The sequence below is a fragment of the Planosporangium mesophilum genome, assembly GCF_016863255.1.
GTDB classification, from domain to species: domain Bacteria; phylum Actinomycetota; class Actinomycetes; order Mycobacteriales; family Micromonosporaceae; genus Planosporangium; species Planosporangium mesophilum.
In genome coordinates this window covers 155,350-179,599 of the sequence record NZ_BOON01000031.1, presented here as the reverse complement: position 1 = coordinate 179,599, position 24,250 = coordinate 155,350, and the positions used below count along the sequence as shown (strand labels likewise).

19 protein-coding genes and 2 pseudogenes are annotated in these 24,250 nt (G+C 68.5%); 7 read left to right on the top strand and 14 right to left on the bottom strand.

The genetic code is table 11. The features are described 5' to 3' along the window. Positions 1 to 706 precede the first annotated feature (706 nt). A pseudogene (locus Pme01_RS17020) lies at positions 707 to 1,614 on the top strand (IS5 family transposase). A 44-nt stretch (positions 1,615 to 1,658) separates the two neighbouring features. On the opposite strand, the gene Pme01_RS17015 reads toward Pme01_RS17020, so the two are convergent. Continuing rightward, the gene (locus Pme01_RS17015) at positions 1,659 to 2,039 is read right to left on the bottom strand and encodes a VOC family protein (protein WP_168114164.1); all 381 of its coding nucleotides are present in this window, start codon (positions 2,037 to 2,039) and stop codon (positions 1,659 to 1,661) included. Between the two features lie 665 nt (positions 2,040 to 2,704). Between Pme01_RS17015 and Pme01_RS17010 the strand changes: the two genes are divergently transcribed. Then, a complete protein-coding gene (locus tag Pme01_RS17010; RefSeq protein ID WP_168114165.1) occupies positions 2,705 to 3,151 on the top strand; it encodes a hypothetical protein in 447 nt (148 codons plus the stop codon). A 461-nt stretch (positions 3,152 to 3,612) separates the two neighbouring features. On the opposite strand, the gene Pme01_RS17005 is transcribed toward Pme01_RS17010, so the two are convergent. The 4 genes from Pme01_RS17005 to Pme01_RS16990 form a co-directional block, all read right to left on the bottom strand. Beyond that, positions 3,613 to 4,245, bottom strand: a complete 633-nt coding sequence (locus tag Pme01_RS17005) for a TetR/AcrR family transcriptional regulator (protein WP_168114166.1) — start codon at positions 4,243 to 4,245, stop codon at positions 3,613 to 3,615. Next, complete coding sequence (locus Pme01_RS17000; protein ID WP_168114167.1) at positions 4,140 to 5,519, bottom strand: methyltransferase; 1,380 nt, start codon at positions 5,517 to 5,519, stop codon at positions 4,140 to 4,142. Before Pme01_RS17000 ends, Pme01_RS17005 begins: the two co-directional genes overlap by 106 nt. Further along, positions 5,516 to 6,412 (bottom strand): SRPBCC family protein, encoded by an 897-nt coding sequence (locus tag Pme01_RS16995; RefSeq protein ID WP_168114591.1) that lies wholly within the window; start codon positions 6,410 to 6,412, stop codon positions 5,516 to 5,518. Before Pme01_RS16995 ends, Pme01_RS17000 begins: the two co-directional genes overlap by 4 nt. 344 nt (positions 6,413 to 6,756) lie before the next feature. Next, entirely contained in the window at positions 6,757 to 7,497 is a 741-nt protein-coding gene (locus Pme01_RS16990) for an alpha/beta fold hydrolase (protein ID WP_168114168.1), read from the bottom strand. A gap of 56 nt (positions 7,498 to 7,553) precedes the next feature. Here Pme01_RS16990 and Pme01_RS16985 point away from each other — a divergent pair, with 56 nt between their 5' ends. Further along, the gene (locus Pme01_RS16985) at positions 7,554 to 8,516 is read left to right on the top strand and encodes a helix-turn-helix transcriptional regulator (RefSeq protein WP_168114169.1); all 963 of its coding nucleotides are present in this window, start codon (positions 7,554 to 7,556) and stop codon (positions 8,514 to 8,516) included. Positions 8,517 to 8,911: 395 nt separating this feature from the next. Here the strand turns inward: Pme01_RS16985 and Pme01_RS16980 are convergent, their stop codons facing one another. Further along, a complete protein-coding gene (locus Pme01_RS16980) occupies positions 8,912 to 11,386 on the bottom strand; it encodes a beta-xylosidase/alpha-l-arabinosidase (protein WP_239088283.1) in 2,475 nt (824 codons plus the stop codon). A gap of 301 nt (positions 11,387 to 11,687) precedes the next feature. Between Pme01_RS16980 and Pme01_RS16975 the strand changes: the two genes are divergently transcribed. The 4 genes from Pme01_RS16975 to Pme01_RS16960 all read left to right on the top strand — a co-directional run bounded on the left by Pme01_RS16975 (position 11,688) and on the right by Pme01_RS16960 (position 16,012). Next, positions 11,688 to 13,007, top strand: coding sequence for an ABC transporter substrate-binding protein (locus Pme01_RS16975; protein WP_168114170.1), 1,320 nt, complete (start codon positions 11,688 to 11,690; stop codon positions 13,005 to 13,007). After that, positions 13,004 to 13,969 (top strand): carbohydrate ABC transporter permease, encoded by a 966-nt coding sequence (locus Pme01_RS16970; protein ID WP_168114171.1) that lies wholly within the window; start codon positions 13,004 to 13,006, stop codon positions 13,967 to 13,969. The genes Pme01_RS16975 and Pme01_RS16970 overlap by 4 nt, the downstream gene beginning before the upstream one ends. A gap of 3 nt (positions 13,970 to 13,972) precedes the next feature. Further along, the gene (locus Pme01_RS16965; RefSeq protein WP_239088282.1) at positions 13,973 to 14,803 is read left to right on the top strand and encodes a carbohydrate ABC transporter permease; all 831 of its coding nucleotides are present in this window, start codon (positions 13,973 to 13,975) and stop codon (positions 14,801 to 14,803) included. A 153-nt stretch (positions 14,804 to 14,956) separates the two neighbouring features. Further along, positions 14,957 to 16,012: a LacI family DNA-binding transcriptional regulator gene (locus tag Pme01_RS16960; RefSeq protein WP_168114172.1), complete on the top strand. Its 1,056-nt coding sequence runs from the start codon at positions 14,957 to 14,959 to the stop codon at positions 16,010 to 16,012. Here the strand turns inward: Pme01_RS16960 and Pme01_RS16955 are convergent. The 8 genes and pseudogenes from Pme01_RS16955 to gsmA form a co-directional block, all read right to left on the bottom strand. After that, positions 15,998 to 16,678, bottom strand: coding sequence for a TMEM175 family protein (locus Pme01_RS16955; protein WP_168114173.1), 681 nt, complete (start codon positions 16,676 to 16,678; stop codon positions 15,998 to 16,000). The two genes, Pme01_RS16960 and Pme01_RS16955, sit on opposite strands and share 15 nt — an antisense overlap. 240 nt (positions 16,679 to 16,918) lie before the next feature. Next, positions 16,919 to 17,704: a MerR family transcriptional regulator gene (locus tag Pme01_RS16950; RefSeq protein WP_168114174.1), complete on the bottom strand. Its 786-nt coding sequence runs from the start codon at positions 17,702 to 17,704 to the stop codon at positions 16,919 to 16,921. Between the two features lie 46 nt (positions 17,705 to 17,750). Then, positions 17,751 to 18,512 (bottom strand): ABC transporter permease, encoded by a 762-nt coding sequence (locus tag Pme01_RS16945; RefSeq protein ID WP_168114175.1) that lies wholly within the window; start codon positions 18,510 to 18,512, stop codon positions 17,751 to 17,753. Next, positions 18,509 to 19,306 carry an ABC transporter ATP-binding protein gene (locus Pme01_RS16940; RefSeq protein WP_239088281.1) on the bottom strand — a complete coding sequence of 266 codons (798 nt, stop codon included), beginning with the start codon at positions 19,304 to 19,306 and terminating at the stop codon, positions 18,509 to 18,511. Before Pme01_RS16940 ends, Pme01_RS16945 begins: the two co-directional genes overlap by 4 nt. A gap of 200 nt (positions 19,307 to 19,506) precedes the next feature. Then, complete coding sequence (locus tag Pme01_RS16935) at positions 19,507 to 21,042, bottom strand: glycosyltransferase family 2 protein (RefSeq protein ID WP_203935683.1); 1,536 nt, start codon at positions 21,040 to 21,042, stop codon at positions 19,507 to 19,509. Between the two features lie 62 nt (positions 21,043 to 21,104). Further along, positions 21,105 to 21,251 (bottom strand): annotated as a pseudogene (locus Pme01_RS31065) (transposase); the annotation flags it as partial. A gap of 163 nt (positions 21,252 to 21,414) precedes the next feature. Continuing rightward, complete coding sequence (locus tag Pme01_RS16930) at positions 21,415 to 22,410, bottom strand: glycoside hydrolase family 5 protein (RefSeq protein ID WP_308441090.1); 996 nt, start codon at positions 22,408 to 22,410, stop codon at positions 21,415 to 21,417. Positions 22,411 to 22,782: 372 nt separating this feature from the next. Next, entirely contained in the window at positions 22,783 to 24,243 is a 1,461-nt protein-coding gene (gene gsmA, locus Pme01_RS31540; protein ID WP_168114179.1) for a sporangiospore maturation cell wall hydrolase GsmA, read from the bottom strand. Between the last annotated feature and the right edge of the window lie 7 nt (positions 24,244 to 24,250).

Sequence of the window (24,250 nt, the reverse complement as noted above, 5' to 3'; positions counted from 1 at the left end):
GCGACGCGACATGCTCTGCGGGGCCGGCGCGACGATGCCACGCGGCCGAGTACCGGTGCGGCGAGCCTGCACCAGGGGACTGCGGGGCGAATGCGCCGGTCCGATGACAACAGGCGGAGCCCGGGCACGGCGAGACGCGCGTCGGGGGGACCGACCCGACCACGTTGGACAGTCGGGTGTCGGCCACGGCAAGCCCCGGTACGCGAGGGCACCGGTGTCGCCGCTGCCACACGGCCGTGCGCGGCAGGGGAGACAGGCAGCAAACCGTGCAGGGCGGGGCAGGGCCTATCGATCCGCCCGACGCTCCACCCCAAGACACCTAGCATCCTAGGATGCCTCACGCGACGTGGCGCCGACCACCGGGCGCCGCACCAGAAGGCCAGGGGATCAAGAGGCCACGGGGTCAAGAGACCAGGGGATCAGGGCCCGACGCTGGCGGGTACGGCCTATTTCGTGTCCCTGCTCGGACGACCCCTTCTGCCGATGGGTCGACGACCTCCAAGATCAGCGGTGGCCACATGCCACGTCGTGACCGACTGGCACCCCGTCATGCCGCAAGCCGCGCGGTTCAGCAGCGGGCGGTCTCTCAGGCACCCAAGCACCTAAGCCAACCCGGCAGGAGGAGCCGTGGGTCGAGCAGTACCTGGCGGCGAGCGAGTCGGCCAAATCACCAGGGTGGCTTCGGTTAGGGCCTGTCCTGCCGATCATGTACGCGTTCGTCGATGATGTGTCGGTGGTCGGTCGGGGTGAGTTGACGGACAAAGCGTGGGCGGTGATCGAGCCGCTGTTGCCAAAGTCCGATGGGCGTGCGGGCCGGTGGCGCGATCACCGCCAGGTCATCAACGGGATCCTGTGGAAACTGCGTACCGGGGCGCCGTGGCGGGACCTGCCGGAGCGGTACGGGCCGTGGAAGACCTGCCACGAGCGGCTACGCCGGTGGACCGCCGACGGCACCTGGGATCGGATCCTGGCGCACGCCCAGACCTACGACGACGGCCAACAGGTGGAGTGGACGATCAGCGTGGACTCCTCGATCGTGCGGGCGCACCAGCATGCCGCGGGCGCCCGCAAAAAAAGGGGGATCCGCTGGTTGGGGGCGGGATTGCGCGACGGTGGGTACGCAGGCAGGTGAATCCCTCGGCCGGTCCCGAGGGCGGGCTGAGTACGAAGATTCATCTGGCCGTCGACGGGCGTGGCCGACCGCTGGCGTTCCTGCTCATCCCGGGTCAGGCCGGCGACAATCCGCACCTGCTGCCGCTGCTGGATGCCATCAGCGTCAACGCGCCCGGCCCTGGTCGGCCGCGCAAGCGCCCGGACCTGCTGATCGCCGACAAGGGCTACGCCCATGACTCCACCCGTCGGGCGCTGCGCCGCCGGGGCCTGCGTCACGCCATCCCCGAGCGGTCCGACCAGGTCGAACGCCGGGCCGCCAAGGGCAGCGCCGGTGGACGACCACCGGCCTTCGACCGGGAGGTCTACAAACAGCGCAACGTCGTCGAACGCTGCTTCAACCGGCTCAAACAGTGGCGCGACCCGGCCACCCGGTTCGCCAAACGCGCCTCGAGCTACCGCGCCAGCCTGGTGCTCATCGCCGCCGTCATCTGGCTTCGCTGACCAGACAACGCGTCCTGCTCACCCTCGTCATGCCCTACGGCTGTTCACGCACCGTGAAACGGAGCTGGCTCCGGCGGGATCCGCTTCGACATCAGGCAGAACTCGTTGCCCTCTGGGTCTTCCAGCACTACCCACGACCCGCTGCCGACGGTGCCTGACCGTTTGGCACCCAGATCGATCAGCCGGGCCAGCTCCTCCTCCTGGCTGTGATCAGTGGGGCAAACATCGAAGTGCATCCGGTTCTTCGTCGTTTTGCGTTCCGGGACGCGGATGAACAGGATGTCGGGGCTGACTGTCGCACCCCGGATCGCTACCCCCGTCTCGTCTCGATCGAAGATCCGGTACCCGAGAACTCGGCACCAGAAGTCGGCCAGCCGCTCGGGGTCGGCACAGTCGATCACGATGTCGCCAACCCGGCTCGTCACGCGCGGCAGCCTAACGCTCCTGCCTGGCTCGCCACTGTCCCGATCTGCTTTCAACGATCGGCAGGACAGGCCCTAGGCGCAGACCTGGTCGGTCTGGGTGAGAGCGCGCAACGCGACATCGGGAAGAAGCTGGGGGAGCAGTGCCACCAGGCGCGTGGCGGCGACATCGAGCGCAGCCTGACTACTCACGGCGCCACCAGTGCCGGGCCCTGGCTGCTTACTGCGGCGGCCGTGCCTGACGGGGCAAGCATCGACCACCTCCCTGAGTACATAGACGCGAAGCAGTACCAGACCCGGTCGAGCCGGTCGATGCTGCTGCTGTACGAGACCGATGGGTCGCTGAGCGGGTCTCGCTACCGCGGCGAGCCTCAACCTCGGACTGCCGACCGAGACGCCGCTATCGAGGTCACCCAACTGCGAAGCCTCGCGGCCACCTTCCACAAGGTTCTTCCGAGTGCACGACGCAGCACCAGGCAGTTGCGCGGCAAACGGGGAAAGAAGAACCGCCGGCGCCGCTGAGCACGTTGCACCGGAGGTCAACCAGCGCGGTGACAGTATTCTGCTGGCGAAATTCTGCCTGGCGAACGGCTCATGGTTCATTCGGATCTGCCGCCGTTCGCGAGCGCTGTCTGGCAGATGCGTTCTGCTCCTGCTACATAGGGCGCATGGGGATGGACATCGATGACCAGTACGAGTGGGACGCCGACCAGCATTTGGCAGCCTACGGCTTGCGCGTCGCCGTCGACCAGGTCCCGATCGTTCGGGATGTCCTCATACGCGAAACCCGGCACGAGGCGGACATCTACGGTGGAATGGGCACCGTCCCCGGCAACACGCAGCTGATGCGGATCTGCGCCATCCAGCTCTGGCACGCCGGCGCCGTCGAGGACGCGCTGTTGGTTCACCGCGCCCGCCGCACCAGTATGGACGCGACCGGCGCCGTCGACGCGGAACTGATGCTGGGGGCGGGCGTCGCTAGGACGAAGGAGTACCTCGCGACTTTGTGCACCGATGAAGCCCGAGAGATCCTCGACGAGATCGCGTGGGTGGAGGAGTCTTACGACGCCGAACGCTACGCAGCTTTCCTCGACAAGTACTACCGAATTGCTTGACCGCGTGGGGAGGCCGTTTGCAGGCGCACTCGGTCACGGTTGTCCGCCAGCGTGGCGACATGAGCGGTCTCGAAGACCTGCATTGGTCTTCTAGTGATCATGGTGCTCGCGCACTCCCACGCCGCTGACTGCTCGGTCCCGGCGACCGGATCGGTCGATGTGAGCGCGTTTTCGAACGCCTAACGGTTGAAGATGCGGGTCAGCCCGGCGGCTACCGCGGCGGTCAGCACCCAGCCAAACAGTACCAACAGGGCTGCGACATATCTGGTTGCCCCGGTCGGTTTTCCAAGCGTCGTCATAACCGAAGTTGACGATCGGTAGCAGCAGATCGAGCGCCTGCAGTGCCGGGTTGCGGTCTGGCACGTCGACGGCGTTACGGGGAGTGGACGGCTGCAGGATGAAGGTGAGCGTCGCGAGCGCCCAGAACGGGGCCGGATCGGGCGGCATCGCAGAGTGACCCGTCATGCGGTTCGCGCCGCTCGGTTGATCTTCGCTTGTAACGCTCGTCGTGCCAGGGGTCCCAGGTCGTCGACGATCTCGACGAGGACAGCCAATTGTTCGAGGACGGCCATCGCCTGCAGGGCGCCCGCCTGGTCCACTCCCTCATACAGTTCGAGGCCGACGAACGCAGCCGAGACCGCGCGAGCGAGGCCCGGTATGTCGGCGATCTCGGTGAACGGGGAGCCGGCCAGGACGCGGCGCAGTACCGACTCGATCTCGTCAATCCACAGTTGTAACGAAGCCGCGGTTGGTGCGGCGAGCCGCTCGTCGTTCTGCGCGCCAGCGAGGAGCTGGGCCAGAACCGAGACGTTTCCCAGACTCCTCTCCTCCGCATGCAGCGCGCGACCGACGTCGAGCAGTTCACGCAGCGACCGTACGGTGGCGAACCGCTCCGAGTAGTGCGTGACCCGTGCTGCGGTACTGGTGGTGCAGGCGGCGGCGAGCAGATCGTCGACGCTGCCGAAGTGGTAGAAGACCAGTGCCTGATTCACGCCAGCGGCGGCGGCGATGGTACGGGCGGAGACGCCTGCGATGCCGTGCTCTCGGATGGCGGCGAGTGCCCCGTTGAGCAGTCGTTGCTTTGTGTCGGACATCCCTCTCCTCGCGTACGGGTTGCGGGCGACCCGGCCAGGTGCGGCGGCGCGATCATCGCGTCCGTCACCACCTGTGCGAGCCAGCCGATCCCGGGCAGTCGCAGCAGCCAGCCTAAGTACGCCCAGGCCAGGTTGACATGTTCCAGTCCGCGGGCGACGGCGGCCACCCCCCGTTCGCTGTGGCCGTCGCCGCCCGCGTACTGAGCTCGCCACAGCGGCTGCTCATGCTCGCGGGCCGGTGCCAGGGTCAGTTCCGCCGGGCGCCGGCGTTGGAGGAAGCCCGTGGTGGCGGCGCACGGCCCACAGTCATCGTCGAGCCACAGGGTGGCCGGCGCCTCAGGCAGGTAAGGCGTCCACCGTGGCCACCAGGCGCGCACCTTGTGCCGGTACTCGTGCCAGTTCTGCCCGAACCGGCTGCTCAGATCCTCGTGCTCGTGTCGGCTCGCCACACCGGCGGAGAACGCGGCGGCGGTCAGCGCCGCGGTGGCGAGGGACGTACTGCGGGTCACGGCGGCGGTCAGCAGCAACAGCGTGACGGCGCTGATCTGCATGGGGTTGGCGACATACGCGTACGGGCCGGTGGTGACCATCTGCCGGGGCGGGTCCCACGGATAGGGCGTCCCGCCGCCACGGACGGCGAACTCCCGTACCGCGCTCAACGCCGGTACCGCGAGAAGCAGACCCAGCTGGGCGATGGCGAACAGCCACTGCCCGGACAGGCGGGTCAGCCGCGTCCAGGAGCCGTCGCCGAGTTCGAACGCCGCGGTGGGCACGAGCCACAGTGTCATGACGGCGAAGACCGTCATCTGCAGCAGCACCCGGGCGCCGAGGTGCCGCCGGTCGGCGGACCACCGGCCGAGCAGCTGCGCCAGCAGCCCCACGGTCAGCAGACCGACGGCTTCGCCGAGCAGCCAGTGCGGCCCGAGGTGGACCAGCGGCTCCAGCGCCGGCATCGTCGCCGCGTCCAGCCACAGCAGCAGGCCCATCACCATCGGCAGTGGCAGGAACCGTCGCAGGAGGACCGGCACCGGACCCCACAGCGCCGCCCACCCGATCCACAGGTCGACAGGCATCCCACGAAACGCCCCCTCGACCGGGGTGAAGGTCCACCATTTTGCCAGTCGCGCGAATTCCTGCAGCGCGGCGAGTCCGACGGCAGCTGCGATGAAGGCCAACAGCGCCGCGGCCCTGGCCGTGCGCTCGCGTTCCACCTTGGCCGCGACGAGCGTCAGCGCAAGAGGCACCGCCAGGCACAGGTAACGTACGACCGTCACGTCAACGCCATGGTGTCGAGCAGGTGCCCCACGCCCTGGTGCATCAAGGCATCCTGCAAGGGCCCGAAGTACCACGACGGGTCGAGGCGTCGCAGGTAGTGCACCGTTAGCCGGACCTCGGTGTGCTTCGCGTCAATGGCGCGCCACCTGACGTCCGCCTGCTGCCAAGTCACCCAACGAGCCGTGATCGAGCTGTCCTCGACGAACGCGAACGAGAGGTGGCCCGGCTCCGTCGTACGGACCTCGGCAACGATCTGCCCCCCAGGCCCGTGCGAGGTCCCGTGGTATGCGAAGGTCCATTTGCCACCGGGGTTCAACGTGTCGCCATGCACGTGCTCCGGCATCGGCACGCCAAGCATGCGCAGCGGCACGGACCGCACCGAGGTCGGCTGTGGCCCCGCAGCGAGACGGGACACCACCCCGTCGACCGGCATCGCGACCACCCGGATCACCTGTACGGACTGGTCGGGACTGATCCGCAACGCACCGCTGCTGCCCTCCACCGCCACCAGGAGCAGCAGCGGCACCGGCAGGACCGCATACATCCCCGACGACCTGGCGCACCAGCGAACCAGAGCCGTCGTGCCGTGCGCGACGAGGTACACCAGCGGAGCCGCAAGCACCACACAGATCGCACCTTCGTGCAGCGCCACCGCCGCGAGCAACAAGAAAATGGTGGTGAGCCTGAAGACCCGGCCATGGGTGGTACGGGCCGGCGAGACGGCCAGCGCCGCAGCCAGCAGCGCCGGCAACCCGACAAAGAGCAGCGCGCTGTCGGCCCGCCCGGTCCGCACCGCCATCACGAAGACGACTAGGCCGAAGACACCGATGAGTCCGGCCAAGATCCAGTTAGCGGTACCGGGTCGTGAAAACGGCCCGCCCTGCTCCGACATGTTCATCCCCCGCGTCCGCCAAGTTGAGCAAATGCTCAAAGTGGAGCGTAGGAGAGTTTGAGCAATCGCTCAATACCCAATCGAAGGATCGCGAGCGCCATCCGGCGGACGCTTTAAAAGCGTTTACCGGAAATTTGCCGTAAACAGGGGTTGTAGGTGGTCAGCCCCCTTAGCTGCCTCAGTCCGCTAACTTCGGCATCCTCATTTGCCGCAGATCGCGCTACACGACCTAATCTGTCGAATTGAGGACGCTGTTTCGGCGGCATGGCCGGGTTGTTCGGTTCCCGTCGTCGACCGGGTACCGCCGCCGGGTGGCCTGGTGTGTGGTCACCCGGCAGCGGCGGCTACGCAGTCAGCCGCGCCTGGTGCAGGACTGCGGCCAGCTCGATCGGTCGGCTGAGCATCGGCCAATGCCAGGTCGGCAGTTCCTCGTATCGCCACGCGTCGCCGGCCATGTGGCGGTACAGCGGCAGTGTCGCGGCCACCCCCTGCACCTGCGCGGCGGTGAAGCTCGACAGCACGCCGAGTCTGGGCAGCTTCTCCCACGCCCCGGTCAGCCGGACCGGGGCGGTGGCGGTCGCCCACGGCTGGTCGACCGACCGCTCGCGCAGCAGCGTGACGATCGAGTCATCCACGTCGGGCACGCCCGCGGCCAAGTCGGCCCAGGGCGGCGGTGGCAGCCGCCACCCGTCACCGTGGTCGGCCACCAATGCCGCGTTGCGCTCGCGCTCGGCCGGCGGGGTGAACTCGACCTGAGCCACCCCGTCGGGCAGCGGACCGGTGTCGACATAGACCAGCTGGGCGACGCGGTCGGTGACGCGGTCGGCGGCCGCGGTGACGACGCTACCGGCGTAGCTGTGCCCGACGAGGACCACGTCGCGAAGGTCCTCGTAGCGCAGGAGGTTGACCACATCGGTGACGTGGACGTCGAGGTCGGTGTCGGGACGGGCCAGGTGAGCGCGCTCCCCGAGGCCGGTCAGGCTGATCGGGTACACGTCGTGGCCGTGCCGGCGTAGTTCAGCGGCCGTCGAATGCCAGGCCCAGGCGCCGAGCCAGAACCCGGGGACCAGTACGAATGTCGTCATGCGCGGCACGCTACGGTCAATACCGGACAGTTTCCGCCCGGATTAGGAGGACTTCTTTGGCCAAGCCGACCGTGCGGATACTTGCCTTGCTGGAGATCCTCCAGTCGGGCGGCGCATTCAGCGTCGCCGACCTGGCCCGCCGGCTCGGCGTCGACGAGCGCACCGTCCGCCGCTACGCGACCCACCTCCTCGACCTGGGCATCCCGGTCGAGGCGCGCCGTGGCCGCTACGGCGGGTACCGGCTCGCGCCCGGATACAAGCTGCCGCCGCTCATGCTCACCGACGAGGAGGCGGTCGCCATCGCCCTCGGTCTTGCCGCCGGACGCCGCGCGGGGCTGGTCACGGCCGACCACGCGGCCACCGAGAGCGCCACCGCCAAGCTGCGCCGGGTACTGCCAGTCGGCCTTGCCCGGCGCATCGACGCCCTACTGGCCACCGTGGACGTCACCGGGCCGGTCCGGCAGCCCGCCCCGCCCGGCACCGAGGTGCTGCTGGTACTCGCCGAGGCGGCCCGCCACCGACACCCGGTACAGCTGGCGTACACCACCTGGCATGGCAGCTCCAGCGAACGCGGCCTCGACCCGTACGGGCTGGTCTTCCACAACGGCCGCTGGTATGTCACCGGTCGCGACCACGCCAGCGGATCCGTGCGGACATTCCGACTCGACCGCATCGGCGCTATCCGCGCCACCGACGGGGCGTTCGAGGTACCGGCCGGGTTCGACCCCACCGGACACGTCCTTGCCGGCCTGGCCTCGGTGCCCTACGCCCACGACGTCTCGGTCCTGCTGCACACCAGCCTCGCCCAGGCCCGGCGACGGATCCCGCCCTCGGTCGGCACACTCACCGAGGTCGCCGACGGAGTGCGGCTGACCACCCGAGCCGAACACCTCGACGGTGCCGCCCAGATGCTGGCCGGGCTCGGCTGGCCCTTCACCATCGAACGGCCCGCCGAGCTCAGAGCCGAGGTGCGCGCCCTGGCCGCCCGCCTACTCACCCACACAGACGCAGGCGAGTAGGCCGCCACAGCGGCCCGTCGACGTTGGTAAGCCGGGCAGTATGAAACATCCGCTCTTGCCGCCGATCCTGCGCGCTCTGCGCTGCGGTGGGCGTCGCGGTCAGTAGCAGGCGCGGCTCCGTCGACGTCGACGGCAACGATCACTGGTGGCTCTTCATCGACGTGCCACAGCACCAGTGCCCGCTCGCCCGCCCGGCACCACCACGCTGAGGCCGAAGCGAGAGAGAAGCCGAAACGAGAGAGAAAAGGTCAGGCCGCCGTGCGGGCGTCGTGGGGGGTCTCTCCTGACGCCCGCACGACGGCCATTTCCCCAGGCCCCTTATGAGGGGAGTCGTGCGGTGCACCCTGACCATCGGCGGTGGCCACGGGAGGCTGAGAATTTCCGGTACGGGTAAATCACGCGACGGTGACGGCCGCGGTGAGGTGGCGATGGTGGTCGACGGTGCGCCGCTCGCCGACCAGCCGCAGGGCGACGGTGTGCCGGTGGTCGGCGCTCGAGGTCGACAGGTGAAGCGCGAGGTCACCCGGCTCCACGATGCGTTTGCCCGCGCGGCCGGTGAACGAGGCGAGGTCGGCGTGGACCCGGAAGGACACGCGCCGGGCCTGGCCCGGGTCGAGCTGCACCCGGGCGTACCCGATGAGCTGGACCACCGGGCGGGTCACCTCGGCGACCGGGTCATGCAGGTAGAGCTGCACCACGTCGGCGCCGGCGCGCTCACCGGTGTTGCAGACGGTGAGCGAGACGGTCACGTCGCCGTCGGTAGGCACCTCGACCACTGCGGACCCGAGGGGCGCGGCGTCGACCCGGACGTCGTCCCAGGTGAACGTGGTGTACGACAGGCCGTGGCCGAACGGGTACAGCGGTGTGGGGTCGACGCTGCTGACCTCGCTGCGCCGCCCGAGGGCCGGGGTCAGGTACGTCGTCGGCTGGCTGCCCGAGTGCCGTGGCACGCTGACCGGGAGCCGGCCGGACGGGCACACGCTGCCGGAGAGCACGCCGGCGATCGCCGGGCCGCCCTCCTCACCGGGGAAGAAGGCCTGCACCACGGCGGCGGGCCGGTCGGCGAGCGGGCCGAGCGCGTACGGGCGGCCGGTCATCAGGACCAGGACGACCGGCGTACCGGTGTCGAGCAGAGCCTCGAGCAGGCGTGCCTGTACGCCGGGCAGGTTGAGGTCGACCGCGTCGCACCCTTCGCCGGACGTACCGTGCCCGAACAGTGCGGCCCGGTCACCGAGTACGGCCACGCACACGTCCGCCTCGGCGACGTCGGCGACGGCCGCCTCGATACCCGAGGTGTCGAGGTCGTCGACCGAACACCCGGGCGCGTAGGTGACCGTCGCCTCGGGCAGCTCGGCGCGCAGCGCCGCCAGCGGCGTGGAGGCGTCGACGCCGAGCGGCATCTCGGGGTGCCGGATGCCGACGTGGCTGGGGAACGTGTAGCAGCCGAACAGGCCGGTGGTGGTGTCGGCGAGCGGCCCGACCACCGCCACCCGGGCCCGTGGCGGCAGCGGCAGGGCACCGTCGTTGTCGAGCAGCACGACCGACTCGTCCGCCAGCTGCCGGGCCACCGCGCGGTTGGTCGGCGGGTCGAGGTCGACGGAGCCCTTGACGCCAGCCGGATCGTCGGTGCCGGAACCGGCCAGCGCCTCCGGTACCGGCGACCAGTCCGGGTCGAGCAGACCCAGCTCGCACTTCTGCTGGAGGACCCGGCTGGCGGCTCGGTCGACGACCGCCTCCGGTACCGCTCCACTGCGGACAGCGGCGAGCAGCGGCGAACCGTAGCAGTGCACCGCGGGAAGTTCGACGTCGATCCCGGCCGCCAGCGCCAGCGCGGCCGCCTCAGCGGCGTGGGCGGCGACGTGGTGCAGCCGCTCCAGGAACAGCACGGCGAAGTAGTCGGCCACGACCGTACCGGTGAAGCCCCACTCCCCGCGCAGCACGTCGGTCAGCAGCCCGCCGTGGGCGGCCACCGGCACACCGTCCAGCTCGACGTACGCGTTCATGACCGACCGGGCGCCGCCGTCGCGGATCGCCATCTCGAACGGTGGGAGCAGCACGTCGGCCAGCTCGCGTGGGCCCATCGACACCGGCCCGAAGTTGCGGCCGGCGCGCGAGGCGGAGTAGCCGACGAAGTGCTTGAGGGTGGCGATGACGCCGGCCGTCTCCAGGCCCCGCACGTACGCGGTGCCGATCGTGGCCACCAGGTACGGGTCTTCGCCGATGGTCTCCTCCGTCCGGCCCCAGCGCGGGTCGCGGGTCACGTCGAGCACCGGTGCCAGCCCGTGGTGGATGCCGAGTCGGCGCATCGCGGAGCCGATCTGGCCCGCCATCCGCTCCACCAGTTCCGGGTCGAACGTGGCGCCCCAGGCCAGGGGAGTGGGGTAGACGGTCGCGCCCCAGGTCATGAGGCCGGTAAGGCACTCCTCGTGGGCGACCGCCGGGATGCCGAACCGGTTGGCGGCGACGACCTCGCGCTGGATGCGGGCCAGCGCCGAGGCCCCGACGCCCGCGTCGACCGGTGCGGTGCCGAACGGACGGGTGAGCTGGCCGAGGCCGGTACGGATGAGGCCGCTCCAGTCGGGTGTGTCGTCGGTGAGTTCGTGCTGGTGCGGTGCCATGTCGCCGGGGGTGGCGGAGGCGCCGGGCCAGTAGCTGGCCAGCTGTCCGATCTTCTCTTCGAGGGTGAGGCGGCCCAGCAGGTCGGCGACGCGCTCCGCTGTGGACAACGCGGGGTCCCGCCACGCGGCGGGTACGGTCCCGGCACCGACCTCGGTGCCGGTGCCGGCCTCAGCGAGGACCAGCTGACCGTCGGCACCACGGCCATCAACACCGGGGCCGTTGGCAAGGGGGCTGTCGCCGCTCTGGTGCACAGCAGTCTCCTCTTGGTCGTCTCGGGTACTCCCGGACCGCTAAGGTGCTCCCTCCGCGGTCTCCCGCGGGTGGGACCGGTCCTGGCGACACCCCGTCGCAAACTTTCGCCCGGTTTCCGGAACATTGGCCCTGCCATGTCCGGAAGAACGATGCCTCACAGTAGCGCCCAAATCGAGAGAAGTTAAATCTTGACCGCGTGTTGACGCCGTCGTAGCCTGCGCCACAACGTTGCGAAACTACCGACCGGGAGCCGGAAGTTTTCGAGTCCGTGCACCGATGTAAGTGTCGAAGGGATGGCTCATGACTACCCCCGCGCACATCTCCCGTAGATCGTTGCTGGGTCTTGCCGGTCTCGGCGCGGGCGCGTTGACGCTCGGCACGGCCGGCTGTGGCAGCGGCGGCCAGGGTGCGAGCAACGCGGCCGCCGGGATCGACGTCTGGTGTCTCAAGGACGACGTCCAGAACAAGATCCAGCAGGCCGCGATCGACCGGTTCAACGCCACCGCCAAGGCAAAGGCCAAGATCACGGCGTACGACAACGATCCGTACAAGCAGAAGCTGCGGATCGCGATGGGCAGCCCGCAGCAGCCGGACGTCTTCTTCAACTGGGGCGGCGGCAGCATCCGCCAGTACGTGCAGAACGACCTGCTCGCCGACCTCACGCCGATGCTGAACGGTGACCCGGCCTTCAAGGCGAAGTTCATCCCGTCGGTGCTCGACGCCGGCAAGATCGGCGACAAGTACTACGGCATCCCCAACCGTGGCATGCAGCCGGTCATCATGTTCTACAGCCAGCAGGCGCTCGACAAGGCGAAGGTGTCCGCGCCGCCGGCGACGTGGTCGGAGCTGCTGTCGCAGGTGGACCGGTTCAAGGCCGCCGGCATCACGCCGTTCGCCCTCGCCGGTTCCCAGGCCTGGACCCTGCTGATGTGGCTGGAGTACCTGGTCGACCGGATCGGCGGCCCGGCGGTCTTCGGCGGCATCGCCGCCGGCGACAGGAACGGCTGGCGCGACCCGGCCATCACCCAGGCCCTCAACGCCATCATCGACCTCGTCAAGCGGGGCGGCTTCGACAGCAACTTCGCCTCGGTCAACTACGACGGCGACGTCGGAGCGGGCACCCTGTTCGCGCAGGGCAAGGCCGCCATGCACCTGATGGGTTCGTGGGAGTACACCGCCCAGCTCGACCAGCACCCGGCCTTCGTCAAGGACGCGCTGCGCTCGGCCGCGTTCCCCGCCTTCGAGGGCGGCAAGGGCGACGCCAAGGCGGTCGTGGGCAATCCGACCAACTACTTCTCCGTCACCAAGCGCTCCCGAAACGTCGACAGCGCCAAGGAGTTCCTCAAGGCGATGGCCTCGGACGCCTACGTTGACGACTGGATCGCCAACGGCGACGTACCCGCCATCACCGGTCTCGAGAGCAAGATCGCCCAGTCGAAGGACGCTCAGTTCGGGTCGTTCGTCTACAAGATGGTGCAGGACGCCAGCAGCTTCCAGCTGTCCTGGGACCAGGCGATCGAGAACAAGTACGCCCAGCCGATGCTGACCAACCTGCAGAAGGTGTTCCTCGGCCAGCTTGACGCGAAGGGATTCGTCGACGCCATGGTGGCCCTCCCGTGACGACTCAGACCACCGGCTTTCAAGGCGGGGCCCCGCCGTCCGCCCTTTCCGGGCAGCGGCGGGGCCCCGCCCCTGCCGCACCCGGCCGCGCGTCGCGGCCTGGCTCGGCGTACGTCCTGCCGGCCACGCTGTTCTTCCTGGCGTTCGCGGTCGTGCCGGTGATCGGCGTGTTCGTGCTGTCGTTCACGTCGTGGCAGGGGCTCGGCGATCCGACCTTCATCGGGCTGGACAACTGGCGACGCCTCGTCTCCGACCCCGGAGTGCTGGCGGCGACCGGCACCACGTTTCTGCTCACGGCGCTGAGCTGGGCCACCCAGACCCCCCTCGCGATCGCGGTCGGGGTGTGGGCGGCCGGCCGGCAGCGCAACCGGGCCGTGCTGTCGACGATCTACTTCCTGCCGCTGCTGCTGTCCAGCGGCGCGATCGCCATCGCGTGGCGTGCCATCGTGGACCCCAACTTCGGGATCGCCAAGTACCTGGGCCCCTTCATCGGTTTCCCCGACGGCAACATCATCGGCAACCCGAAGTCCGCCCTGTACGTCATCGTCTTCGTGCTGATCTGGCAGTTCGTACCGTTCCACTCGTTGATCTACCAGGCGGCGGCCCGCAACATCCCCGCCATGCTCTACGACGCGGCCACCATCGACGGCGCCACCCGCTGGCACGCCTTCTGGTTCGTCACCCTGCCGCAGCTGAAGAACACGATCATCACGTCGTCGACGATCATGATCGTCGGGTCGCTCACCTACTTCGAGACGATCCTGCTGCTCACCCAGGGCGGACCCGGTGACGCAACGGTCACGTTGCCGTACCTGATGTACCAGGGCGCGTTCAACAACTACGAGATGGGCTTCGCGGCCACCGTCGCGGCGGTGATCGTCGTGCTCGGCACCCTGGTGTCGCTGTTGATCGTGCGCTTCTCCGGATTCGGCCGGATGCGCTCCACGTTGGAAGGGTTGTAGACAGTGGCCGAGCGTTCCATCGCCCGCCCCAACTACGCGGCGGGCGTCCTCGCGGGCATCTGGCTCGTGATCGTCGCGATGCCCGTGGTGTGGATGATCTCCTGGGCCGTGCAGCGGCGCAGCGAGTACCTGGCGAACGGGCCCCTGGCGCTGCCCCGCAACGTCACGTTCGGCAACGTGCAGGCGGTGATCGCCGCCGGCTTCACCAAGTACATGGTGAACTCGGCGATCGTCACCGTGGCCAGCATCGTGCTCACGCTCGTGCTGGCGTTGCCCGCGGCGTACGCGATCGTACGGTCGCGCGAGTGGCTGGCCGGCACGGTCTTCCGGATGTTCCTGCTCGGGCTGGCGATCCCGGCCCAGGCCACGATCATCCCGGTCTACTGGATCCTCACCCGGCTCGGGCTCTACGACACGCTCACCGGCATCGTGCTGCCGACGGTCGCGTTCGGGCTGCCGCTGGTCATTCTCATCCTCGCCGGTTCACTGCGAGACGTGTCCGGGGAGCTGTACGAGGCGATGACCGTGGACGGGGCCGGCCCGCTGCGCGCGTTCTTCCGGCTCACCCTGCCGCTGTCCAGGGGCGCCATCACGACCGTGGCGATCTTCAGCGGTCTCAACGCCTGGAACGGCTTCATCTTCCCGCTGATCCTGACCCAGAGCCCGGAGAAGCGGGTCGCCACCCTGGGCCTGTGGGACTTCCAGCAGGAGTACGGGGTGGACGTGCCGATGCTGATGACCGCGGTGCTGCTGTCGGCGCTGCCGGTGCTGTTCCTGTACCTGTTCGCGCGGCGCTGGCTCGTCGCCGGCCTCGCCGGCGTCGGCGGCAAATGAGCACGGAGGTGAAGAGCACGGCCGGACGCGGCCACCCGTACGTGAGATGATCGGTATGCCGAGTTTTCGGAAGGCTTTCGTAAACTGGTTCCGGACGTCAGGGCTGCTGCCAGGGCACCAACGTAGGCGTGAACCCCGACCGAGGAGCTGCTAGTGGCGGCGGACCATGGACGCAGAGTGACGATCACGGCGATCGCGCGTGAGGCCGGCGTATCGGTGCCGACGGTGTCGCGGGTGCTCAACGGCCACTCCGACGTGGCACCCGAGACCCGGGAGCGCATCGAGGAGCTACTGCACCGGCACGCGTACAAGCGCAGGGTCACGGTGTCGCGGACCAGTGCCAGCCTGATCGACCTGGTCTTCACCGACCTCGACAGCCCGTGGGCCGTAGAGATCATCCGGGGGGTGGAGGAGGTGGCCCACGCCGGCGGCGTGGGCACCGTCGTCTCCGCGATCCACCGGCGCACCGCGCCCACCCGCCAGTGGCTGCACAACCTGCGTACCCGCGCCACCGACGGGGTCATTCTGGTCGCCAGCGACCTCGCCCCGTCCATCCCGGCCGAGCTGCGCCGGCTGCACGTACCGATGGTGCTGGTCGACCCGGCCGGCGTGCCGACCCTCGACGTTCCCACCATCGGCGCCACCAACTGGGCCGGCGGGCTGGTCGCCACCCAGCATCTGATCGGACTCGGTCACCGGCGCATCGGCTTCATAGCCGGGCCGCCGCGCCTGCTGTGCAGCCGGGCCCGCCTCGACGGCTTCCGGGCCGCGCTGGAGGCCGCCGGCGTCGAGGTCGACGAGGAGCTGATCAAGCCCGGCGACTTCTACCACAGCTCCGGCTTCGAGGGCGCCGCCGCGCTGCTCGACCTTCACCGGCCGCCGACGGCGATCTTCGCCTCCAGCGACCAGATGGCCTTCGGGGTGTACGAGGCCGTGCGCCGGCGGGGTCTGCGGGTACCCGACGACGTCAGCGTCGTGGGCTTCGACGACCTGCCGGAGGCCTGCTGGTCGCCGCCGCCGCTGACCACGGTGCGTCAGCCGCTGGTCGACATGGGGCGGCTCGCGGCGCGTGCGGTACTGCGGTTGGCCCAGGGCGAGACGCTGGAGACCCCGCGCGTCGAGCTCGCCACCGAGCTGGTCGTCCGGGAGAGCACCGCCGCGCCGGCGGGCGTGTCTTCATCTGACTCGGAGCCGTCACCGCTCGCCTGAGTCGTCGTCGACGGCCCGCGCGACGGCGGGCATCGAGTAGAGACCGCTGCTGGTCAGGCCGTAGAAGGCCGGAACGGCGAGGAAGATCGCCAACGCGATCGGCGGGGCGATCAGCGCCCCGATGATGCCGGCGACGATGTACAGCGCGATGCCGGCCCACGCCCGGATGCGCTCCTTGGCGAAGAACTCCGCCTCGACGCCCTCGGCCAGCAGGATGGGGTGGGTGCTGAGGTGCTGGAACAGCGCCAGCCAGGCGGCGCAGACCAGCGCGCCGACCAGCGCGTACAGCGCCACCGCGGTGCGGATGTCGGTCGGGTTCTCCTCCAGCACGGTGCGGGAGAGTACCGCGGTCGGGAACGGCAGCAGCGCCGTCGTGAACAGCACCCCGAGGTTCGCCCAGTGCAGCCCCCGGTCGACGTGGACGACCCGCTTGAACGCGGCCTTGTGGTTGAGCCAGACGACCGCCACGTAGATGTACGAGGTGACGTAGGCCAGGTACGCCGGCCACTGCGCGAGCAGCCCTTCCAGCAGGTGGCCGGGTGGCACCGAAGGAGTGCGAAGATCCAGTACCAGCAGGGTGATGACGATCGCGAGCACGCCGTCGCTGAACGCTTCGGCCCGGCGGGTGTCGGTACTCAGGACGTACTGCTCGTCGATTCCGGTCATCACGACTTCTTCTCCGGCGTTCGGAGCGGCTACCCGTTCACCGCGGCTTCACCCGCCGCGGACTGCGCGATCTTGGAGAGTTGGGCGCCGCTGTGGTGCCCAACTCTCCAAGGGTGTGCGCCGGCCCGCGCAGTGCTTGCGGGCCTCCGCGGCGCCTGCTGCGGGGTCCTGGAACGTGGGCACGTGAGCCTCCTGCCGACATGAGTAGTCGACATCCAGGTGTGAAACGACGCCCGGAGGTTAGTCGGGCGGCTCCGCCAGCCGCTCCGGCCGGGTCCGGGTCCAACTGGCCCAGCCACGCTCGCGCATCAGGTCCAGCAGCCGCTGCGCCCGCGGGTCGGCCTCGACGGCAAGTGCGTCCAGAAGGTCAAACGGTAGATCGTCGTGCGCCTCCTCGCCCAGGTCGATCTCGCCGGAGGTGTATGCCTGCTCGGCCAGGCCGGCCATGATGTCGGCGGCTTCCTCCAGACGCGGGTCGTCGCCTGCGTCGCTTTCGAAGATCTCCGACAGGATCCGATAGAGCCGAACGAGTTGCGGGTCATCGAGCTGCGCGATTTTCCCTGGCATCCACTCGCGAACGCGATCGGGCCAGCGGGCAGCCATCAAGATCCACCCGTCCCGCTCGCCCTCCACCATCCGCTCTGACGCCCCGATCTCCCGAAGCCGATCGAGGTAGTAGATCACCTCCGGTGGGAGCGCCAGACTGTCCCCGGCGGCGAGCTGCGCGATCTGCTTGCGGCTGGTCTCCAGCCGTTCGATCTCGTCTCGCAGGTGGCTGTCGATCCTGTGGACCGCTTCGGCAAAGGTCGATGCGTCGGCTTCGAGCATCTGACCGATCTGAGACAGCGGCACACCGGCGTCGGCGAGGGTGCGGATCCTGATCAGGGACACGACGGCCGTCGGACCATACCGCCGGTAACCCGAAGCATCCCGCTGCGGCTCGGGCAGTAGTCCGATCTGGTGATAGTGCCGCACCGCCCGCACCGTGACCCCGGCGTACGCCGCCAGTTGACCGATCGTCAGCATGCTGTAGATCCTGCCCTCAACTCGCCCGGACCCGGTCGACGCCGGCTCAGGAGATCCTGCGCCGGTAGGAGATGTTGGCGAACATGTAGGCAACGACGAGGATGCCGGCGCACCAGGCGAGGGCGGTCCAGATGTCGGTGCCGACCGGCTGCCGGGTGAACAGGTCTCGGATCGCGTTGACGATGGAGGTCACCGGCTGGTGCTCGGCGAAGGCGCGCACCGGGCCGGGCATGGACTCGGTGGGCACGAAGGCCGAGCTGATGAACGGCAGGAAGATGAGCGGGTAGGAGAACGCGCTCGCGCCGTCCACGGACTTTGCGGTGAGGCCGGGGATCACGGCGATCCAGGTCAGTGCCAGGGTGAACAGGACCAGAATGCCGACGACCGCGAGCCACCCCAGCACGCCCGCCCCCGTGCGGAAACCCATGAGGAGGGCGACGCCGACGACGACCACGAGCGAGGTCAGGTTGGCGACCAGCGAGGTCAGGACGTGCGCCCACAGCACGGCCGATCGGGCGATCGGCATGGACTGGAACCGTTCGAAGATGCCGCCCTGCATGTCCAGGAAGAGCCGGTAGGCGGTGTAGGAGATGCCCGAGGCGATCGTGATGAGCAGGATGCCGGGCAGCAGGTAGTTCACGTACGAGTCGGACCCGGTCTCGATCGCGCCGCCGAAGACGTAGACGAACAGCAGCATGAAGGCGATCGGCATGATCGCGGTCGTGATGATGGTGTCCGGGCTGCGGGTGATGTGGCGCAGCGAACGCCCCAGGAGGACGGCGGTGTCGCCGAGGAAGTGCCTGTTCATCGTTGTTCCTTGTCCGTTCTGGCGCCGACGAGGGTGAGGAAGACGTCCTCGAGGGTCGGCTGCTTCTCGACGTACTCGACCTCCGGGGCTGGGAGGAGCTGCTTGAGCTCATTGAGGGTGCCGTTCACGATGATCCGGCCCTCGTGGAGGATCGCGATCCGGTCGGCGAGCTGCTCTGCCTCGTCGAGGTACTGAGTCGTGAGCAGCACGGTCGTGCCGCCCTCGGCGAGCTCCTTGACGGCCTGCCACACCTCGATGCGCGCCTCCGGGTCCAGCCCGGTCGTCGGCTCGTCGAGGAAGATGACCGGCGGATTGCCGATGAGACTCATCGCGATGTCCAAGCGGCGGCGCATGCCACCGGAGTACGTCGCCACCCTCCGGGTGCCCGCCTCGGTCAGCGAGAAGCGCCTCAGTAGGTCATCCGCGATCGCGCCCGGGTCCTTGAGGTGCCTCAGCCTGGCGACCAGGACGAGGTTCTCCCGCCCGCTGAGGATCTCGTCGACCGCCGCGAACTGCCCGGTGAGACTGATGGACTCGCGTACGTCGGCGGCCTGTGTCGCGACATCGAAGCCGTTGACTCGGGCAGCCCCTGTGTCGGCCTTGAGCAGCGTCGACAGGATCTTCACCACCGTCGTCTTGCCGGCCCCGTTCGAGCCGAGCAGGGCGAAGATGCTGCCCCGCGCCACTTCGAGGTCCACGCCGCGCAGCACCTTCAGATGCTTGAACGACTTCTCCAGGCCCTGCACGTGTATCGCGGGCTGTTCGACCTGATCGGTTGTTGGTGGGATGCTCATGACAGCCAGCATGGAGGGTTGACGCAGCGTCATGGTCAAGCCCGCGGGGCAGATTCGATTCGTCCACTCACATGGAAGCTACGGCCCGCGACGCCCGACGAGGGTGGCTGACTCTCGTCAGGCGGATCGACAAAGTGGGAGGGCGGCGGCGGGGAGCGCCTGGGCCTGCCGGCCCCAGAGTCGACGCATCTCACCCGATGTCATGACGGCTTCGCGATGACCATGAACTTGTTCTCGGTGCGCCGGGCGAACTTCACGAATCCGCGTAGCCCGGGGAGGCTCTCCATCAGCCCGAAGACCGGGATCAGCAGGATCACGGCCAACGGCTCCCACCACTTGCGCCGGCCGTCACCGGATACTCCGGCATTGACCCGCAGTCCCTCCCAGTACATCCAGATCGTGTAGGCCATGTTCAGCGCCCAGAGTGGAATGACGAAGAGCGTTTCCGGAGATGTATTGGACGCGATGAGAATGCCGAGGAGCAGAACTACTCCGACATTGGTGATCGGGCCGACAACCCACGACATCACCGAGTACCCGAGTAGCAGCCGGTTTCGCCGTTGCAGCGACCGGTTGAATATCAGGGCCGCCAGGCCCCAGGACCAGCGCTCGCGTTGCCGGAAGAAATCGCGGAGGCTGGCCGGCGACGCGCCGTAGCTCCGGCCGCCGAACCAGGCGCTCCGGCCCTCGTAGCGAGCACTGAAGATCAGTGCGAACTGGGCGTCCTCGACAATGCTCCGAGGGCCGAAATCCCAGCCTATTGTCGCCTCGATCGAGGCCCGTACCAGCAGTAGTTCACCGTGCACGCCCGCGCGCGGCGTGCCATTGCCGGTCCAGGCTGAGAAGCGCCCCACGTCCTCGGCGGGCCGGACCGAGTCTGCGAGCCAGATGAGCCTGTTCGCAGCGTACTCGCGCGGGTACGTCAGGATGCCCTGACCCAGGTGTTTGGCATCGCGGCCAGCCTGAAACTGTTCCTCGATGAACCGGGCCATGGCCAGGGCGGTATCGGGGCCCACACCGGTGTCGTCATCCATGTGCAGCACCCACACGTCGTCGCAGTCCTCGTGCTCGCGGATCCGCAGCTCATGTGAATAGTGGGCGGCACGCGCCTTGAATCTCGTTCCGTTAGCAGTGCGATACCGCCTCGGTACGGTGACAATCCGTATCAGCTCGCTTCCGGCGGCCAGCCTGGCGATCCGGCCTGTCGCCTCGCAGCCCTCGTCGATGACGATGTCGATCCTGAGCCGGGGAAAGCACCTGGGGAGATAGGCGACGTAGGACAGGACCGAGCGCTCGAGCGCGGGGTAGGTGTCGTGCCGGCCGATGGTGGGAACGACAACGATCAGGAAACCCTCGCTTCTCGTCAGCCCGTGGCCGGACCACCGAGCCTCTGACTCGCGCAGTGCCTTGCGAGTCCGTCGTATGCCGACCATACCGGTGAGCGTGGTGAAGATGGGCCACGTCCACAGCACCGTCAGCGGCCAGCCAAGCGCGCCCGCAACTGGGGCGTTGGACCAGAAGTCACCCACCACAATCACCAGATAGGAGAGCACCAGCGGCCAGTACGTTGGTCTCCAGCGGGCGAGCCTGCGGTGCAGTTCTCGCGCCTGCTGCGGGTCGAACGAGGTCAGCGCGACCCGGAACTGCCCCGTGCCCAGCGCTTCCCGGCCCGCGAGCCAGGCGTCCCGATCAAGCCAGGCGTCCCAATCCGCAGGCGCAGCTTTCGGTCCTCCCACGTTTGCTTCTCCCCTGCGTGCTCGTAGTCGCCGGGCCATGAGTAGCTACCCGTAGACGGCTCGAGGTCGGCCTGGGTGATGGTGCGGAAGTCGGCCTTGCCTTTGGGGTAGTACCGGCGTAGCAGGCCGTTGGTGTTTTCGTTACTACCGCGCTGGCAGGGGCTGTGCGGGTCGCAGAAGCAGACCGGACAGTCGGTGGCGATGGCGAACTGCAGAGGGCGGGTTGCCGCGGGCCAACCCCAACGTGATCTCTTCGCGGTCAGCGACGCTCAACCGAGCCGCCACCCCAACCACCTCCGTCGAGATCACGAAGGAAGTGGTGCAGCGACCGGTTGAGCTCGCCGCCGGCATGCCCCCGCCGAGATCGCCGACCTACTCGACTGCCACCCGGCCACCGAAAACGGTGGCCTCCTTCGAGGTCGCCCGGATGCCGTTGGCGCCGTTGAAGAGCCGCTGACCCCACGAGGTCAGCTGGTCGGGGTTGAAGTTGGTCGCCATGTCGAGGTACTCGACACCGCCGCTGTTGCCGCTCCACGACCAGCCCAGGTATCCGATCCCGCGGGACCGTGCCTCGTTGATGATGGCGTCCTCGTCCACGTCACCGTCGGTGTGCTTCCACCCGAACTCACCGACCACCAACGGCAGTCCCGCGCTCTGGAAGGCGTCGTAGTAGTCGGTGATCTTGGAGGCGGTGCCGTACACGCCGTACATGTGAACGGAGAACACGGTGTTGCGCTGCGGGTCGCTGGCGAACACCGACGAGGCGGTGTTGCGCATGACGCCCGACCAGTCCTGTCCCCAGCCCGGTCCGTCGACCATGATCAGGTGCTTGAGGCCAGCGTCGCGCAGCTTCTTGATCGCTCCGCTCGTCGCGTCGGTCCAGGCGGAGGCGCTGTTGTTGCCGTACGGCTCGTTGCCGATGTTGATGACAACGTAGCTCTCCTGGCCGGCAAGCACGTTCTTCAGTCCGACCCAGTAGTCGGCGGCCTGGTCCAGGGTGATGGCGCTGCCGCTATCGCCGTACCCGGTGGTGTCGTGGTTCTCCAGGACACAGATGAGCCGGTTCTGCTTGCACGTCGAGATGACGTCGGACACCTCGCCGGCTCCGATGCTGCTGTCCAGCACCACACGTACGGTGTTGGTACCCAGCTTCTTGATGTCGGCTAACGATTGGTTCTGGTTCTTGTGCCAGGCGTACGGGTAGCTGACGCCGCGCATGACGAAGCTGTTTCCGTTGCCTTCGACGATGTTCGTGCCGCTGACGTGCAGGCCGGCCACGCTCTGCGCCGTTGGCACCGAGGGCGGCGACTGCGCCGACCGTGGCGCGTGCGCGGCAGCGAACACGAATGCGACGAGTGCAGCGCACACCGCTCCCACTGTAACAGCTGGCTTTCTCATGATCTCCCTCGGCTCGGCTTCGGTGGCCGACCGAGAAACGTACAGGTAACTCCACGTATTCCTGCGGCTACCTCGAGTTCCTGCGGGCGGGCTCACCGCTTCGACTCGCGATCAGATGCTGGCCGATCCGCTGATGATCGATTCCGTAGAACTGCACAACGAGATCCTGATATGACCGTGAGGCAGTCGCAGTTCGACAGTCCGCCGAGTCCGTAATAGACCGCGATAACCACGACCAGGCCGTCGCCAGGCCGTCAGAGGTTGACCCAACCAACCAATGACGCTTCCTGACGACGGCCTTTGACCAGGTCAGTACCTATCGCCACCAGGGCGAACAGGATGTCAGAACTTGTCGTACTGGTACAGGTTGTACTGCCGCATCAGGGCCTTCGTGTTCTCCACGTAGGTCGGGCTCGTGGCGTACCCGGCCTTCCAGATCTCGTACAGGAACTGGTCGGCGTTGTTGCTGTAGTTGAACGCGTTGCGGTAACGGCTGTTGCTCGTCAGGAAACTGCCGTGGTCGCGGAACGAGTCGGTGATCGACGCGTACGTGCGGAACGAGGCGTACGTCGGGTAGCAGTTCGGCGTGCACTCGTACGTCGCGTACGTGTGGCAGCCGTTGGCGATCGGGCCGGGGTTGCCACTGAAGCACTTGATGCCGAAGTAGTTGCGGTCGTTGGCGGTCAGGGAGCTACGGCCCCAGCCCGACTCCAGGATCGCCTGGGCGATCGTCACCGACGGCGGTACCCGGAACTCGCGGAAGCCCTGCTGGGCCGGGGCGACCGCGGCGGCGATGAACTGGGCGTTGGTACCGCTGCCCACCGGGCCGGGTGCACCGGTGACCGGCGCGCCGCCGGCGCAGGTCGGCAGCGTGGCCGAGGTGTCCACGTAGGCGTGGGAGATGTAGTTGCCGCTGGACAGCTGGTCCCACTGGCTGGTGGCGCGCAGGGCACCGTTGACGTAGTCGCCGGAGACCGCGCAGACGAGGGTGACCGTGGCCCAGTTGGAGATCTCGCCGCGCAGCGCCGAACCGGTGGACGGGCCGCTGCGGATGTTGAGCGGGCCGCCCTCGGTACGCGCGGTGCCGGAGTAGGTGGCCGGCGCCGGGGCAGGGGCCGGGGCAGGGGTCGGGGCCGGCGCGGGGGTCGGGGTCGGTGCCGGAGCGGGCGTCGGGGCGGCGGCGCCGCACGCCGGCAGGGCGACGCCGGTCACCACGTACGCGTGCGAGATGTACCCGCCGCTGGTGAGCTTGTCCCACTGGGCGGTGGAGCGCACCGTACCGCGTACCGTCTCGCCGTTGACCTGGCAGGTCAGGGAGACGCCGCTCCAGTTGGGGACGGTGCCGACCTGGTCGGACCGGGAGCTGGGGCCGCTGCGGACGTTGAGCGGGCCGCCGTCGGTACGGACGTACGGGTTCGGGTTACCCGGCGCCGGGGTGGCGGGCTGCGGCGCGTCCAGCGACGCGCACGAGGGCAGGCTCGGGTTCTGCTGAATGTAGGCGTGCGCGACGTAGCGGCCGTTGGTCAGCCGGTCCCACTGGGCAGTGGCGCGTATCGTGCCCTTGACCCACTGCCCGGACGTCTGGCAGGACACGGCGAGCGTGGTCCAGTTCCGAACCTGCTGGACGGTCGTCGACTGGGCGGTCGGGCCGCTGCGGATGTTGAGGGGGCCACCGTCGGTACGGACCGTGACGTTGACGGTCGAGGCGGCGGACGCGGCTTCCATGCCGACGCCGAGGGTGGCACCAGTGGTCGACGTCGCGAGGATCGCGCCCAGCAGGAGCCGTCGGATGTTCGGGTTCATGAGAAGT